The 14,561-nt window shown below is 53.0% G+C and carries 13 protein-coding genes and 1 pseudogene; 5 read left to right on the top strand and 9 right to left on the bottom strand.

All coding sequences use genetic code 11. The features are described from left to right. Positions 1-6 precede the first annotated feature (6 nt). Positions 7-1,098, top strand: coding sequence for a YdcF family protein (locus I2D94_RS11650; RefSeq protein WP_195397007.1), 1,092 nt, complete (start codon positions 7-9; stop codon positions 1,096-1,098). Positions 1,099-1,242: 144 nt separating this feature from the next. Here the strand turns inward: I2D94_RS11650 and I2D94_RS11645 are convergent, their stop codons facing one another. From I2D94_RS11645 to I2D94_RS11625, 5 genes are all read right to left on the bottom strand, one after another. After that, positions 1,243-2,589 carry an MATE family efflux transporter gene (locus I2D94_RS11645; protein ID WP_072684657.1) on the bottom strand — a complete coding sequence of 449 codons (1,347 nt, stop codon included), beginning with the start codon at positions 2,587-2,589 and terminating at the stop codon, positions 1,243-1,245. Positions 2,590-2,788: 199 nt separating this feature from the next. Then, complete coding sequence (locus I2D94_RS11640; RefSeq protein ID WP_072684656.1) at positions 2,789-3,004, bottom strand: hypothetical protein; 216 nt, start codon at positions 3,002-3,004, stop codon at positions 2,789-2,791. Between the two features lie 219 nt (positions 3,005-3,223). After that, positions 3,224-4,093: a substrate-binding domain-containing protein gene (locus tag I2D94_RS11635; RefSeq protein WP_195397006.1), complete on the bottom strand. Its 870-nt coding sequence runs from the start codon at positions 4,091-4,093 to the stop codon at positions 3,224-3,226. 13 nt (positions 4,094-4,106) lie between these two features. Continuing rightward, positions 4,107-5,645 carry a hypothetical protein gene (locus tag I2D94_RS11630; RefSeq protein ID WP_139248615.1) on the bottom strand — a complete coding sequence of 513 codons (1,539 nt, stop codon included), beginning with the start codon at positions 5,643-5,645 and terminating at the stop codon, positions 4,107-4,109. 332 nt (positions 5,646-5,977) lie between these two features. Further along, on the bottom strand, positions 5,978-6,871 hold the full coding sequence (locus I2D94_RS11625; RefSeq protein WP_195397005.1) for a LysR family transcriptional regulator: 894 nt from the start codon (positions 6,869-6,871) through the stop codon (positions 5,978-5,980). 131 nt (positions 6,872-7,002) lie between these two features. Between I2D94_RS11625 and I2D94_RS11620 the strand changes: the two genes are divergently transcribed. The 4 genes from I2D94_RS11620 (at position 7,003) to I2D94_RS18330 (ending at position 10,880) form a co-directional block, all read left to right on the top strand. Then, the gene (locus I2D94_RS11620) at positions 7,003-8,850 is read left to right on the top strand and encodes an FAD-dependent oxidoreductase (protein ID WP_195397004.1); all 1,848 of its coding nucleotides are present in this window, start codon (positions 7,003-7,005) and stop codon (positions 8,848-8,850) included. Between the two features lie 441 nt (positions 8,851-9,291). Beyond that, the gene (locus I2D94_RS11615; RefSeq protein ID WP_195397002.1) at positions 9,292-10,101 is read left to right on the top strand and encodes a MerR family transcriptional regulator; all 810 of its coding nucleotides are present in this window, start codon (positions 9,292-9,294) and stop codon (positions 10,099-10,101) included. A gap of 69 nt (positions 10,102-10,170) precedes the next feature. Further along, the gene (locus I2D94_RS18335) at positions 10,171-10,671 is read left to right on the top strand and encodes a flavodoxin family protein (protein ID WP_229056869.1); all 501 of its coding nucleotides are present in this window, start codon (positions 10,171-10,173) and stop codon (positions 10,669-10,671) included. After that, complete coding sequence (locus tag I2D94_RS18330; protein WP_229056868.1) at positions 10,671-10,880, top strand: hypothetical protein; 210 nt, start codon at positions 10,671-10,673, stop codon at positions 10,878-10,880. The genes I2D94_RS18335 and I2D94_RS18330 overlap by 1 nt, the downstream gene beginning before the upstream one ends. Positions 10,881-11,050: 170 nt before the next feature. Here the strand turns inward: I2D94_RS18330 and pflA are convergent, their stop codons facing one another. From pflA to pflB, 4 genes and pseudogenes are all read right to left on the bottom strand, one after another. Beyond that, positions 11,051-11,800: a pyruvate formate-lyase-activating protein gene (gene pflA, locus I2D94_RS11600; RefSeq protein ID WP_195397001.1), complete on the bottom strand. Its 750-nt coding sequence runs from the start codon at positions 11,798-11,800 to the stop codon at positions 11,051-11,053. A 6-nt stretch (positions 11,801-11,806) separates the two neighbouring features. Next, a pseudogene (gene grcA3, locus I2D94_RS11595) lies at positions 11,807-12,037 on the bottom strand (autonomous glycyl radical cofactor GrcA3); the annotation flags it as partial. A gap of 26 nt (positions 12,038-12,063) precedes the next feature. Further along, positions 12,064-12,303 (bottom strand): hypothetical protein, encoded by a 240-nt coding sequence (locus I2D94_RS11590; RefSeq protein WP_072684649.1) that lies wholly within the window; start codon positions 12,301-12,303, stop codon positions 12,064-12,066. Positions 12,304-12,306: 3 nt separating this feature from the next. Beyond that, positions 12,307-14,364 carry a formate C-acetyltransferase gene (pflB, locus tag I2D94_RS11585; protein WP_195397000.1) on the bottom strand — a complete coding sequence of 686 codons (2,058 nt, stop codon included), beginning with the start codon at positions 14,362-14,364 and terminating at the stop codon, positions 12,307-12,309. Between the last annotated feature and the right edge of the window lie 197 nt (positions 14,365-14,561).

The raw sequence follows: 14,561 nt of genomic DNA, 5'->3' as shown, positions 1-14,561 counted from the left end.
GAACAAATGGGAGAACTTCTGAATTTCGCCATTTTGGCGACAGCCATTTATTTCGGATTATTTTTAATTTTTTATCTCAGCGATAAGCGGCGGATTTTTAACGGGGTGCTGCTGACATTCGGACTGTTTCTGATTCTGGGTGATCTGACGCTGCTGGCACTGAATGCCCAGAATTCATTCTGGCTGTTAGCCGGGATCGGGCTGTTTCTGTTCGCCTTGTTTCTCTTTCCGATCCTGTCGCTGATTCTGGGGGCGGTCCTTTTGATGCGTTCGCCGCAGCTATGGGCGAAGGAAGGTGTCAGCGTTCAGCACAGCCTGTCGCTGATCTTCGGTCTGGCATTTCTGCTGGGCTGGTTCGTTATCCCCATGGGGCTCTCGCACTCCCAATCGCTGCCCTGGATTCTCAACCTGGCGTTTTTAGCCGGCGCGGTCCTGTATTTATATCTGATCTTCACCTTTGTCTGTTATCTGGTGTCCAGCTGGCTGTTCAAGCTCAACCGGCCGCTGCTGAATCAGGATTTTCTGATCATCCTCGGCTGCAAGGTGACCGATCAGGGTTTGACGCCGTTGTTAAAGCAGCGCTGCGATCGGGCGTTAGCCTTCTATTGGCGGCAGGAAGCCAGAAAGCACCGCTTTTTCCCGGGAAGAAAAAAAGAACTGATTCTGATCCCCTCCGGCGGTCAGGGACCGGACGAGCCGCGGGCGGAAGCGGAAGTGATGAAAGACTATTTGTTGGAACAGGGTGTACCGGAAACGCGGATTATGGTGGAAAACCAGTCGGTCAACACGTACGAAAACATGGTCTTTTCCAAGAAAATCATGGATCAACAGAAAAAGCGTTATAAATGTCTGTTCTGCACGAGCGATTATCACGTCTTCCGCGCGGGTTTGTTATCCCGCAAGGCCGGGATTCGCCGATGCAGCGGAATCGGCTCGCGCACCGTCGCTTATTTTTCCTATAACGCGTTTATCCGGGAGTATGTCGCGGCGATGATGATGCATAAAAAATTTCATCTGATCGCTGCCGGAATTCTATGTCTGCCCTGGATCTGTTCGGCGCTGGTGCTTCTGGCAGCCCTGATCCTCCGGCTGCTTTAGCGCTTTTATTCAACGTGCTCCAAAGCTTTTCTCTAATGTCGAAGGAGGGCAGCGGTCTTTGCGGAGTATAAATTAAGAATATAAATAAAGATCGGAGCTCCGTTTCAGGAAATCCGATCTTTTCACACTCATCGCCGCCAGCCGCTATTCAACCGCTTCGCCCGCCAACAGCCGATCCAGCTTCCGCTTGATTGGCAGCGCGATCAATAACGTCGCCACCTCCGCGAAGGTGATCGTCAGCCATACGCCCAGCTCGCCTAAAAATTTTGGGAACACCGCCAGACCGAGCAGGATGAAGATCAATCCCCGCATCAGCGCGATCATCGTCGTTACCTTAATACTTTCCACCGATTGAAAGTAATACATCAGAACTGTATTCACCGCCGTAAATACAAACGAAATAAAGTAAATCCGCGCCGCCCAGACGCCGTGGCCGATCAAGCCGGCATCGGAGGAACTGATGAAGAAACCGATGATCGGCTGCGGGAAAATCAGAATCAACAGATAACAGCCCAAGGAGAAAATTAACGCGCAGACTAACGCCGTTCTCAGCGTGGCCTGCACGCGCTTGATCTTCCGCGCGCCGTAGTTGACGGAAAGCATCGGCTGGGCCGCTTGGGAAATTCCGTTAAAAATGCCTTTTCCGACATACGCGATATTTGAGATGATCGCGAATACCGCCACGGCGTCCTGACCGCTGACATCCAGCAGCACGATGTTGAAGAAAATCACGACGCAGCCCAGGCTCAATTCCAGAATAAACGTACCGACGCCGTTTTTGAAGATCCGCTGCAGCAGTGAGAAATCCCAGAAACGCCTTGTAAACGTAAATGTATTTTTCTTTAACAGGTAATGGAAAATCCAGATACTCATGGCGACGCAGGGGCCCAGCGCCGTCGCGGCCGCCGCGCCGAACAGCCCCCATTGAAAGACGGAAACAAACAGCCAGTCAAAGATAATGTTGGTCGCGTTGCCGCATACCGCCGCTAACATGACCAGCTTCGGGTTGTAATCCGCGCGAATGATGACCTGCATCGTACAGTTGAGAATATAGATCAGCGCGACACAATGCAGGGGCTGTAAATAATCTTTCACTCCCTGCATCAGCTGCGGACTGGCGCCGAGCATCCGCGCGAAGGCGTCTGGAAAAAGCAAACCGTAGGCGCTCATCACCATGCCGATCAGCATGCAGCACAAAACAGTCAGCGTAAACACCTTGTCGACCTGTTCCTTTTGCCCCTTGCCGATCAGCACGGAAATGGTCACCGCGCCGCCAACCCCCAGCATTAAGCCTAACGAAGAATAAATCGTATAGACCGGCATCGCGATGTTAAATGCCGCCAAGCCCTGCGCGCCGATGCACAAACCGACGAACATGACGTCGACGATGCAGTAGACCGAATTTGTCAGCATCCCCACGATCGTCGGAATCAGATAGGAAACATACGTCTTTTTAATATCCCCCGATAATAAAGTTTCTTCTTTCTCCATAACCTTCTCCTTATCCCGAAAACAGAATTCAGTGTAGCATATCAGTCTGAAAAAGTCACCCGTTTCCGGTAAGAATTTCCTGCATTTGTAAAGGGTAGATGAATAAAAATTTCACGATAAAAAAATCCGCGCCGGAAGCCATCGGAAACGGATTTTTACACCTGTGATCAAAACTGGAAGGGACAGCTTACAAACTCCATTAATTCGCCAGGACATCGCCTTCATCCCGGATCCGCTGGCGGGCGTCGTCCGTTTTCAGCCATTCAGGCAAAATCCACGCCGGACAGTCCAGCGCCTCGTCCGCCCGGATCACCGCGTTAAATTCATGGATCAGTGAATATTGATCCCTGGCGATAGAATCAGAATCCGGTCTCACGCCGTCTGCAGCCAACAGCTTGACGTCGGAATGATCCATCCTTTCTTAAAGAGTGAACACCTGTGGGATTGACTTTGAGAACGAAGTTCTTCCTGAAAAATGAAATGGACACCGCGGCTGGTTCTATGCCGGAAATCGCGGCAGGCGCTGCGGTTTCTTCCCGAATGGGAGCGGAAGCCGTCTGACTGCTGTCAAAAACAGCCGGGTCGTCAGCACAGCCGACGCTGACTTCAAACCAAGCATGATTTTCATCTTCTTTTATTGAGTGGGAAACAGCCCCTGATCGCTTAACCACCGCTTCCCTGGTACACTTAACAGCCAGTCGGTAATTCCCGCAATCGTTGCGTCCGAGGCGGTGTTGCTTGCCAGCAAGACGGGGAGTTTCAGCGGATATTTCCCGTTTTCCAACGTTTTCGCATTTGCCGATGCGCCGTTGACGCGAAGGAGCTTGAGATCGGGCGACGGATTGACCTGACTGACCAGAAGCCGGCTGGAAAAGCCCAGCGCGTCTGAGGTGGGAGTGAAAGCCGCAACCGCCTGACGCACGACGCCGGCCCGCTCATAGAACCAGTCCAGCGTTGGATTGACAATCGAAACGCCCTGCATGACCTGACGTTCAAACGCCGTCTGCAGACCGCTGTTTTCATCCTGTGCGTAAATCCGGATCGGCTGGTCCAGTCCGCCGACCTGCTTCCAGTTGGTAATCTTCCCCGCGTAAATATCGCGGATCTGGTCCAGACTCAGCGAATCGACGGGATTTTCGCTGCCGGTGATCATCACCAGCGCGTCATAGCCGATCGTCTGCGCCTGCCACAGCGTATCATAATCCTGTAATTCCCGACGCATCGCGGCGGAAGGCTCATAGGCCAAAATCATCCGCGGCTGCGGATTGACCACCTGAATCAGGCTGCGCCAGGCCGCCTGCGTACTGCCGCTGGCCTCGGGCGGAAGCCAGTCTGGATCCGGACTCAGCTGCCGATGCAAATTCTGAAGTAAGGACTGCAGCGGCCAGGAAGCCGCCGCCAGCGGAAAACTTTCGGCCTGATATGCCGGCTCGGGTTCAGACTTTGCCACGCAGCCATTCAATACCAGACCGGCTGCGATCAACAATCCCGCTATTCGTTTCATCCCGCATTCCTCCTTAATCATCCCAACCCAGACTGTAAACCGACCGCTTTACAAGCCACTCGCCCTGCCCGTTGATCAGACCGGCTTCCTCACCCCGCAAGACGGCGAAGCGATCCTGCCCACGGCTGAAAATCCGACTCGCCCCGGCAAAGATCACATTTCCGTTTAAATCCAGAATATCCGTCAGCTCCGCGTTCTTAACGCTGCGCGATGCCAATAAATAATCCATCGGTTCGATCAGATAGTCCTGCAGCGTTGCGATCGCCAGCGTTTCATAAGTTTCGGCCGGGATTACGATCTGCAGAGTTGCATCGAGCATCCCTGTCCGGATCTTGCCTTCCGGATTATAAGCCTCGTAGAAATAAAAACCTTCCCGATCGCAATACAATCCTGACAATCCTGGAATCGTCTGAGACTTTAAGACCTGCCCGTTCCGGTCGATCACCATCGCGGTTTCCGCTTCGACCGCCAGAAACTGTTCGGCCCGGGCCTTCGACGACTGCGGCTGGGCGCTGATCAGATCTTCGGCGCAAAACAGTTCGTTGCCATCCACATCAAGCAGGCGCATGGTTTCTTCGCCGGTCTGCGCGTTTTCACCATAGACGATCAGCACTTCGCCGTCAAAATACGTAAACTCCTGTTCCGGATCGACGACATAGACCGGTTTGAGCGTATCCGCGCTGATGATTTCAGTCCGGTTTTTCTGATAGGTAATAAAATACGGACCATGCAGCCCCTTATAAACCATATTGATGCGCGGCGCGCTGAACAGCGGATTCAGGTTGACGTCCAGCAGCGTATCGGTCCGGCGCGCCTCATTGTCCAGAAAGCTGACCGAGCTGGCGACAATCCGTCCCAACGCCGCTTCCGGATCATAATACGTTTCTGCGGCCGGAAATCCCGATACCGCCCGGCCTTCACGATCGACGACGCCCAACAGCCGGCGGTCTTTGTCCAGCGCGATCAGATGTTCCTCGTCAATCGCTTTCAGCTGAAAGATCGCCTCCTGCACCACCGTCTGCGTCACGCCGTCCACCAGCGCAGTCCGGTAGGTTTCCGGAAGATCCATCATCGAATCAAATTCGTCGGCGTAGTCGCGCCGAATGACCAGACGGCCGGCGCCGCCCTCGTAAATCACATCATCCCAATCAGCCAGACACTCATCCTCCAGCGAGAACAACGCCGACTGGTTGGTATAAACAGGCTGCCCATATTCGTCCGTTTCCCCGTCCAGATACCGCCTCGTTTTTACTTTGTATTGCGGCTGGCGTGTCAGCTGATCGTAAATCAATGCTGATTGGGACTGCGCGCCGACCGTTTCGCCATCGCGGTTCACCAGCCAGATCCGCCCCGGCGTCAGTTCAATCGGATACACGCGCGCCTGTTCCGTTAAGCTTAAATTCTCTTCTTCCGGCCGCTTCAAAACTTCCTCACCCGGTTTATTTTCCTCATTCTGCATCGCTTTCCTCATCGCCGGAGCGCAGCCGCCTAAAAGCAGAAGTCCGGTTATGAGAAAGCAGTACAGTCGTTTCCAAGGTTGCGCCATAGCCATCCCTACCTTCTAATTGAACGTTTTCCGATCTGCCCCGCGGCTTTTCCGTAAAACGGATTGATCGTCATAAATTCCTGAACATATCACATCTTCGCTGCGCAGCTTGCAAGCCGACGTTTTATTCCAAACCGGTCTTCCGGTTTCACCTTTATTTTACCATTATCCGAACAACCCGACTCTTACACTTTTATTACGGTCATTTTAGCAGGAATATCCAACTTCTGTACAATCCAGAATCTTCCGGTTTCAAAGACTACCGCCGGTCTGTCATCCATAAAAAAACGGCCGATCAAAAGAATCAGCCGCGTGAACCGATTTTAAAACAGCCTGTCTCAGGCAGCGGCAGGAGTCTGCGCCCACTTCAGGACATAGTTCTGAAAATGCCGGACCGCCGGACTTAAATAATGATGACGCAAATAAATCAAATGGATATACCGGTAATTTTTCGGATGATCCAGCCGCAGGATATTCACCGTCGGCAGCTGCACGGCGGGCGACAGCGACACGATCGCGATTCCCAGATCCATCGCGACCAGTGAAGCGATCATGCTTTCTTCCGTTGCTTCTTCAGCCACCTCCGGTTTTAAGTCTGCTTCCTCAAACAAATCGAGCACAATCTTCCGCATCCCGGTATTGCGGGTATGCAGGATCAGCGGCTGCGCCGCAACCTGCTCTAACGATAAAGATGAAACGCCCTGCCAGCGCGCTGTTTTCGGCGTCAGCACGACCAGCTCCTGACGGAACACCGGATCCGATCCAAACCGTACGGGATCCCGGGGCTCAGAGCCCAAAGCCAGATCCAATGTTCCTTCCTCCAGCTGTTCCAACAAGGTGACCGTCGTTCCTTCATAACAGGCAAAGCGCGTCTGCGAACCGGTCGCCTGGCGATAGTCTGCCAACAGCTGCGGCATCATCCGCGCCTGTAAAGAAGACACAAACCCGATATCAATCCGCAGATTCAGCTCCGACTGCATCCGCTGTAAAGCAGAGCGCCCTTCCTCCAGACTTTTGAGCGCTTTCTGAACATAGTCCAGATAAAGCTTCCCCTGCCGGGTCAGCACGACGTTGCGGCCTTGTTTCTCAAACAAATCGACGCCTAACTCCTGTTCCAGATTGGCGATCGCTTTGGACAGACTGGGCTGAGCGATATTCAGTTTTTCACTGGCCCGGCTTACATGTTCAAGCTGAGCCAGCGTTTCAAAATAAATCAGCTGATTCAGGTTCATAACGAATTCCTCTTTTTCTTTATTATACTTAAATTTATAGCTTCCAGCTATGAATATTTTCTATTTTATTTCTTTATTCACAAAATTGATATGCTTACAATAAAAAGGCAACTCAGGAGGAAAGAAAAGCAATGAAAAAGAATTGGACAATCAAGACCGGCAAAGCGCTGGCCGCCTGTCTGCTTGCATTCTCGTTAGCGGCGTGTTCCGGAACGCCGAAGAACGAAGAACCGGCATCCGGGCAGTACAAAGCGGGAACCTACACGGCTTCCGCCCAGGGCAATAACGGCCCGGTAGAACTGGAAGTCACCTTCACCGCCGACGCGATCAGCAGCGTCGTCGTCAAAAATCAGCAGGAAACCGAAGCGATCGCATCCGCGCCGCTGACCTCGATTCCGCAGGCGATCGTTGACGGACAGACCTTGGCGGTCGACGTCGTATCCGGCGCCACGCATACCAGCGAAGCGATTTTAGCCGCGGTGGAAGACTGCGTCACGCAGGCTGGAGGCGATGTGGAAGCCTTGAAGACGGCCGGAAACAAAACGGCGGCAGAAAAAGAAGCCAAAACCTTGGATACCGATCTGGTCGTTGTCGGAGGCGGCGCAGCGGGCATGGCTGCGACAATCCGGGCTGAAGAATCAGGCTTAAACGTCGTCTTGGTGGAAAAGATGTCGTTTATGGGCGGCGCGATTTCGATCAGCGGCGGCAATCAGGTCGTGATGGGCAGCGACCTGCAGAAGCAGGCCGGCGTGAGCGACGATTCAGTCGAAAGCATGGTTGAGGATTTCATGGCCAACGGCGCAAACCTGAACGTTGGGGAACTGATCCAGCTGTACGCAGAGAATGTCGGCGCAACGACCGACTGGCTGCATGACAGTGTTAAGCTGAACTTTGATCTGGACGGCGGACTGCACAAGCTGGCGGAATATTCGCACGACCGCGAATTAGCGTATGAAGGCGGCGGCGCGGGAGCCGCGAAAGTGCTGCGGGAAGCCGTCGAAGCCAGCGGCGCGGAAGTTCTGTTGAGTACACGCGCCAGCGAGCTGATCATTGACCAGACCGGCGCAGTTGTCGGGGTCAAAGCGGCGGATGAGAAAACAGAGTATACGATCAACGCCAAAGCCGTGCTGTTAGCGACCGGCGGTTATGGCAATAACAAGGATCTGTTAAATGACGAGATGAAAAGCGCGCTGTATTATGGACCGGCGTCCTCCACGGGCGACGGCATCGTGATGGCCACGGCGGAAAACGTTAACGCGGCAACCCGATTGATGGAATACGGCAAACGTTATCCCAACGGCATCGAAGTCTCCGAAGGCATCGCGAAGTCCACGATCGCCGGCAACATCGCGGCCTTCAGCGAAAGCGCAATTCTGATCAACAAGGAAGGTCAGCGCGTCGTCAATGAAAAAGCGTCGAACCGGACGATTCTGGAAACCGAATTGAAGCAGACGGACGGCATGTTATACCTGTTGATGGACGCCTCCACCTTCGATCTCTTTAAAAGCAAGCTGGCTACCGGCGGAATCTCCGAAGGCGATATCAACGGCTGGCTGGACAATAACGGCAAGACGACGCCAGTCTTCGCGCATGCGGATTCTTTGGCGGAACTGGCCGGAATCGTCGGCATGGACGCTCAAGCGCTGGAAAATACCGTCAAGACGTACAACACCTTTGTGCAAAACGGCAAGGATGAAGAATTTGGCCGCGCTGCCGAGTATCTGACAAAAGAGATCGGTGAAGGCCCGTATTATTTGGTCGAACAGAAACCGCGCTTTGCGACAACCATGGGCGGTCTGGTTGTGACGACAAATTTGGAAGTGAAGAATACTTCCGACACGGTTATTCCGGGGCTGTACGCGGCGGGGGAAACCGTCGGCGGCGTCATGGGCGACGATTCCCCATCCGGCGCCAACAACGGCTGGGCGCTGACCTCCGGCAAACTGGCCGCGGAAGCGATCGCCGAAGCCTTAAAATAACCAATCAATAACGAAAAGAGCCTCCATTCGGATCGCTCTTTTCTTTTATATTCAGCCTGACAAGCAATCGAACCCAAGCCGCACTTTTCCCGTGTGAAGAAAGAAGATCACGCCGCGAAAGTTTGCACAGAATGCTTTTTGAGACGAATGACAATCTACAATTTTGCCAAACGCACAAGAAAGCGAATAAAATGAATCCCTTTTTCAAAAATGAGCCATCAATGTTTTTCTTTCCTTCATGATCCTTTCTTTCATCTTTTTCTGAAGCGGGAATCTTCCCTTTTGCGTAATAGAAATAACACAGCTTTTTGCTCGTTCTCTGCCTTCTCTTTCGTTTAATTACTAATCTGGGAAAGCTTAACCATAGCTGCTTATTCCATAATCTTAATTCCCGCAAAAAGGATATTCAATGTTAAAATGAAAGACAGGGTGGATGATCTGATGACTCAGCCTGTTAAAATCAATGTCATTGCCAAGCTTCTGAATATGAGTCCCGACGCGATCCGTTTTTATGAAAAGAAAGGGATTATCAATCCGCCGCGGGATCCGGAAAGCCGCTACCGAGAATATTCCGCCAGTGAAATCCGCCGGCTCTACGACTGCGCGAACTGGACAGCATTGGGTTTTACAATCCGGGAAGTCGAAATCCTGATGCATACCCTGACGGAAACCGAAATGAGTCGGCTGCTGGAAGAACGGGAACAAGCGCTCCGGCATCAATTAGAGGATACACAGCTGGCCCTAAATAAATTGAGCGGCTATAAGCAAGCCCGCGCGCTTTTTCCATCAATGCTGATGCGATGGGATTGGATTGATACGCCACTCAGTTATTTCTTTTGTTACAGCCATCATGACGAATTGAATGAAGCGATGATTTTCAGTCCGCTCTATCAGCCGGTCATGCAATACCGGAACTTATTTACCTGCGCCGTTCTCGCTCCTGTCGATCTCCTTGAAGCGCAGAGAAGTGATTTCGATTTTGGTTTTATTGTCACAGCGGAGGCGGCAGCCCGGCATGGATTTCAAACTCAGAATCCGATTCGCAGTCTGCCGGATCAAAAATGTCTTAGAACGATCATTCAAACAGAGGCCGTCATTCAATCCTCAGACCTGCTTCCGTTACTGACGCAGCTCAGGCAGATGCAGATTCAATTAAAAGGAGATTGGATCTGCCGGGTATTAAGCCTGGACTATGACCAGGGAAAACAAACTCGCAGATATGAACTCTGGATTCCGGCCGAAGTTCAATAAATTTCCAGAAAATCCTTGACTCTCGAGTTATTCCAGACTTTATGATGAGAAACAAGGAGGAGAATAATCATGGGAATTATGTCTCGAAGAACTTTTCTTAAAAGTGCAGCCGTCGGCACCTGCGGCGTTGCGACAATGAGTATCCTGCCTGGTTGTGCGGCGCAGGAAATCGGCTCGTTTACAGATGTCCCATCACGACGGATTTTGATTTTAATCGGTGCTTCGCCGGAAGGAAACACGGTGAAGCTGGCCGACAGTTTTGCCCAGGGCGCCGCTTCGCAAGGTCACGAAGTCACTTCGATTTTTCTTGGCAGCCGGGATATCCGCTGTTGTCTGGGGTGTGATCAATGCCGGTATGGCAAAGGCTGCGTGCAGCAGGACGACATGACAGAAATTTATGAAGCGATCAAAAACACCGATCTTGTCGTCTTCGCTTCAGCGCTGCGTTACTGGACGTTGACCGGTGTCATCAAAAATGTTCTGGAACGGTTGTACGCGACCTGCAGCGAAGATCCGAATCCGCCGTTCGGCCGGTATGAAAATACCCGGATCTGGACTGTGCTTTACTGATGAGCGCGGCGGATGACAACTGGTGGACCTTCGAGCAGGCGTTATCCTATTATCAGCACGTGATTTCAAATTATCTGGGCTGGCATGACAAAGGTCATGTCCTGGCCGGCGGCTGCGGGGGCTGCGGGGATCCGAAGCACATTGAGGATACCGGCTATCTGGACACCGCTTATACGTTTGGAAAAACAATTTATACCGCACAGGACTAACCGCCGAAATTGCCTGCATCGGGTTTGCGTATCTGATCAGGGATTAAACCGCGAAAATCTCATGCTGATCTTCGCCGGACTCACACAAAAACAACGCTGCATAGAATCTCCGAAGTCAGAAATTCCATCAGCGTGTTTTTTTATGCCAGTCAGCTTTCAGATTGTTCCTATCAGGACACAGTCTGACGCCGCGCTTTTCGCATGCCTTGAAGAATGGTTGAGCGGGCCTGGCGGGCCTGGTCCATCGTCGCCTGCGGAATCCCTTCCAGCGGGTAGGCCAGCCCCAGCTGCTCATACTTGACTTTGCCCATCGTATGATAAGGCAGAACGTCGACCGCTTTCACATTGTGCAGCGTGCCTAAAAACTCACCCAGCGCGAATAACTGCTCAGGCGGGTTCAGGGACGCGTTGACATAGACGTGCCGGATCCAGACCGGAACCTGCTTCGCATTCAAATACCTGGCGAACGCCAGAATCCGCTCATTGTCCTGTCCGGTCAGCCAGCGGTGCTGAGCCGGATCGATCTGCTTGATGTCCAGCAGCACCAGATCCGTGACCTCAAGCAGAGAATCGAACGCTTCCGGATGGGACGGATCAAATAAAATCCCCGACGTATCCAGACACGTGTGAATTCCAGCCTGCTTCGCCGCCGCAAACAGCTCCCTGACAAATTCCTTCTGTCCCAGCGGTTCCCCGCCGCTCACCGTGATTCCGCCGCCGCGGTAAAACGCTTCGTTGCGTTTGTATGTCCGAAGAATTTCCGCTGCGCTCATCATTTGACCACCCTCGCACCGCCAGGTATCAGGATTATGACAATACCGGCAGCGCATCGGACAGCCCTGGACAAACACAACCAGCCGGACGCCCGGCCCGTCGACGGTGCCGAAGCTTTCCAGCGAATGAATCCGGCCTTCGCTCATACGCCGTTAAATCTGTTCGTGGAAGGTCCGCGAAATGACTTCGTCCTGCTGCGCCTTCGTCAGCTTGTTGAAGTTGACCGCATAACCGCTGACGCGCACGGTCAGCTGCGGATATTTTTCCGGATGCGCCTGAGCGTCCAGCAGCGTTTCCCGGTTGAAAACGTTGACGTTCAGATGATGTCCGCCCTTTTCGGCATAACCGTCCAAAAGCGATACCAGGTTGTCGATCTGTTGATCCATCGTACTCATATTCGTTTCCTCCTTTATTCTTCGTTCCGGTCCAGCCCCTCCATTAACGTCGGGGTCTTGCACGCGAGATTCTGTTTTTCACAATCCAGACAGCCCAGCGTTTCCACTTCTTTGACCAGGCTTTCTTCATTTTTGTCGATCTTCTCCAGCTGAACCGTCGATCCCTCGACGCTGACGTTGACATGGCCCACGCCGGCGGCGAAGGACTGGTCCAGCTGCGCGATCAAATCGTCGATCAGCTGTTCCTGCTTCATCGTTTATTCGTTGCTTTCAATTTCATCCAGCTCCAGCTCGACTTCCAGATCGCCGCTGGTGACGATCTCCTTACCCAGCGCGTTGGGAATGATCGAGAAGGTGTTGGAGATACCGTCCTGCGCATCCGCAAACGGCAGCTTGGAAACCGAAGCCAGCGAAGCAACGGCGCCGTGGCTGTCGCGCTTGTGCATCGGATTGGCGCCCGGTGCGAACGGTTCGCCCTTCTTGCGGCCGTCCGGCGTGGAACCGGTGTTCTTGCCATAGACGACGTTGGAGGTGATCGTTAAGATCGAGGTCGTCGGAATACCGCCGCGGTAGGTGTGGTTGCCCTTGATGTAGGTCATGAAGGTGTGGACGATCTCGCTGGCAATCGCATCGACGCGTTCGTCGTCATTGCCGTATTTCGGGAAGTCGCCCTCAACTTCATAATCAACGACGATGCCGCGTTCATCCCGGATCGCCTTGACCTTGGCATATTTGATCGCGGAGAGTGAATCGGCAACGACGGACAGACCCGCGATGCCGGTGGCAAACCAGCGCTTGACGTCCTTGTCATGCAGCGCCATCTGCAGCTTTTCGTAACAATATTTATCGTGCATATAATGGATGATGTTCAGCGCGTTAACATAGACCTGCGCCAGCCACTTCATCATCTGCTTGTATTTGTGCATAACTTCGTCGTAATCCAGATATTCCGAAGTGATCGGCCGGTATTCCGGTCCGACCTGCTTGCCGGAAATTTCATCGACGCCGCCGTTGATCGCGTACAACAGGCACTTCGCCAGATTCGCGCGGGCGCCGAAGAACTGCATTTCCTTGCCGATGCGCATCGAGGAGACGCAGCAGGCGATCGTGTAATCGTCGCCATGGGTAACGCGCATCAGATCGTCGTTTTCATACTGGATGGACGAGGACTCGATCGAGGTCTTGGCACAGAATCGCTTGAAGTTCTGCGGCAGCCGCGTCGACCACAGCACCGTCAGGTTCGGTTCCGGCGCGGTGCCCAGATTCTTTAAGGTATGGAGGTAACGGAAGGAAGACTTGGTGACCAGATGCCGGCCGTCGATGCCGACGCCGCCGATCGATTCCGTGACCCAGGTCGGATCGCCGGAGAACAGTTCGTTGTATTCCGGGGTACGGGCAAACTTGACCAGCCGCAGCTTCATGATGAAATGATCAATGAATTCCTGGATTTCTTCCTCGGTGTAAACGCCGTTGTCCAGGTCGCGCTGAGCGTAGATATCAATGAAGGTCGAGGTCCGGCCCAGCGACATCGCCGCGCCGTTTTGTTCCTTAACGGCCGCCAGATAGCCGAAATACAGCCACTGGATCGCTTCCCTGGTATCCTTGGCCGGCCGGGAAATATCATAGCCGTAGATTTCACCGAGTTTTTTCAGCTCCTGTAACGCGCGGATCTGTTCCGACAGTTCCTCCCGTTCACGGATGACGTTGGAATACATGATGACGCGCGTCGAATCCTTCTGATGCTGCTTGTCTTCAATCAGACGATCAACGCCATACAGCGCAATCCGGCGATAGTCGCCGACAATCCGGCCGCGGCCGTAAGCATCCGGCAGACCGGTGATAACATGGCTGGAACGGCAGGCCCGCATCTCCGGGGTATAGGCGTCGAACACGCCCGCATTGTGAGTTTTGCGGTGGACGGTGAAGAAATCGACAATCTCCGGGTCGACTTCATAGCCGTTGTCCGAGCAGGCTTTCTGCGCCATGCGGATGCCGCCGTAAGGCTGCAGGGAACGCTTGAACGGTTTGTCGGTCTGAAAGCCGACGATCTTTTCCAGATCCTTGTTCAGATAACCCGGGCCGTGGGAAGTAATCGTCGAGATGATCTTGGTATCCATATCCAGGACGCCGCCGGCTTCGCGCTCCTGGCGGCTCAGCTCCATGACCTGATCCCACAGTTTCAGCGTGGCTTCCGTCGGCCCCGCCAGAAACGAATCGTCGCCGTCATACGGGGTGTAGTTCTTCTGGATGAAGTCGCGGACGTTGATCTCGCGGGACCAGACGCCTTCAACAAATCCCTTGTAGCAGTCTTCCATAGTATCCTCCTATAACTGTTTGTAAGATTTCCTGTCGCAGGGGACAAGACCGTTTTATTTTACCGTGTTTGAGAATAAAAAAACAGAGGTCGGAAACATCATTTTCCATTGTAATCGGTTACAAGTTTAAAAAATATGTTAGGTTATTCTAACAATGGTAGAATAGCCAATTTATCCTGCATTGTCAAGCAAGACTC

The organism is Holdemania sp. 1001302B_160321_E10, assembly GCF_015552275.1.
GTDB lineage: Bacteria > Bacillota_I > Bacilli_A > Erysipelotrichales > Erysipelotrichaceae > Holdemania.
Note: the sequence above shows the minus strand (reverse complement) of the source record. Positions and strands in the feature narration are given on the sequence as shown.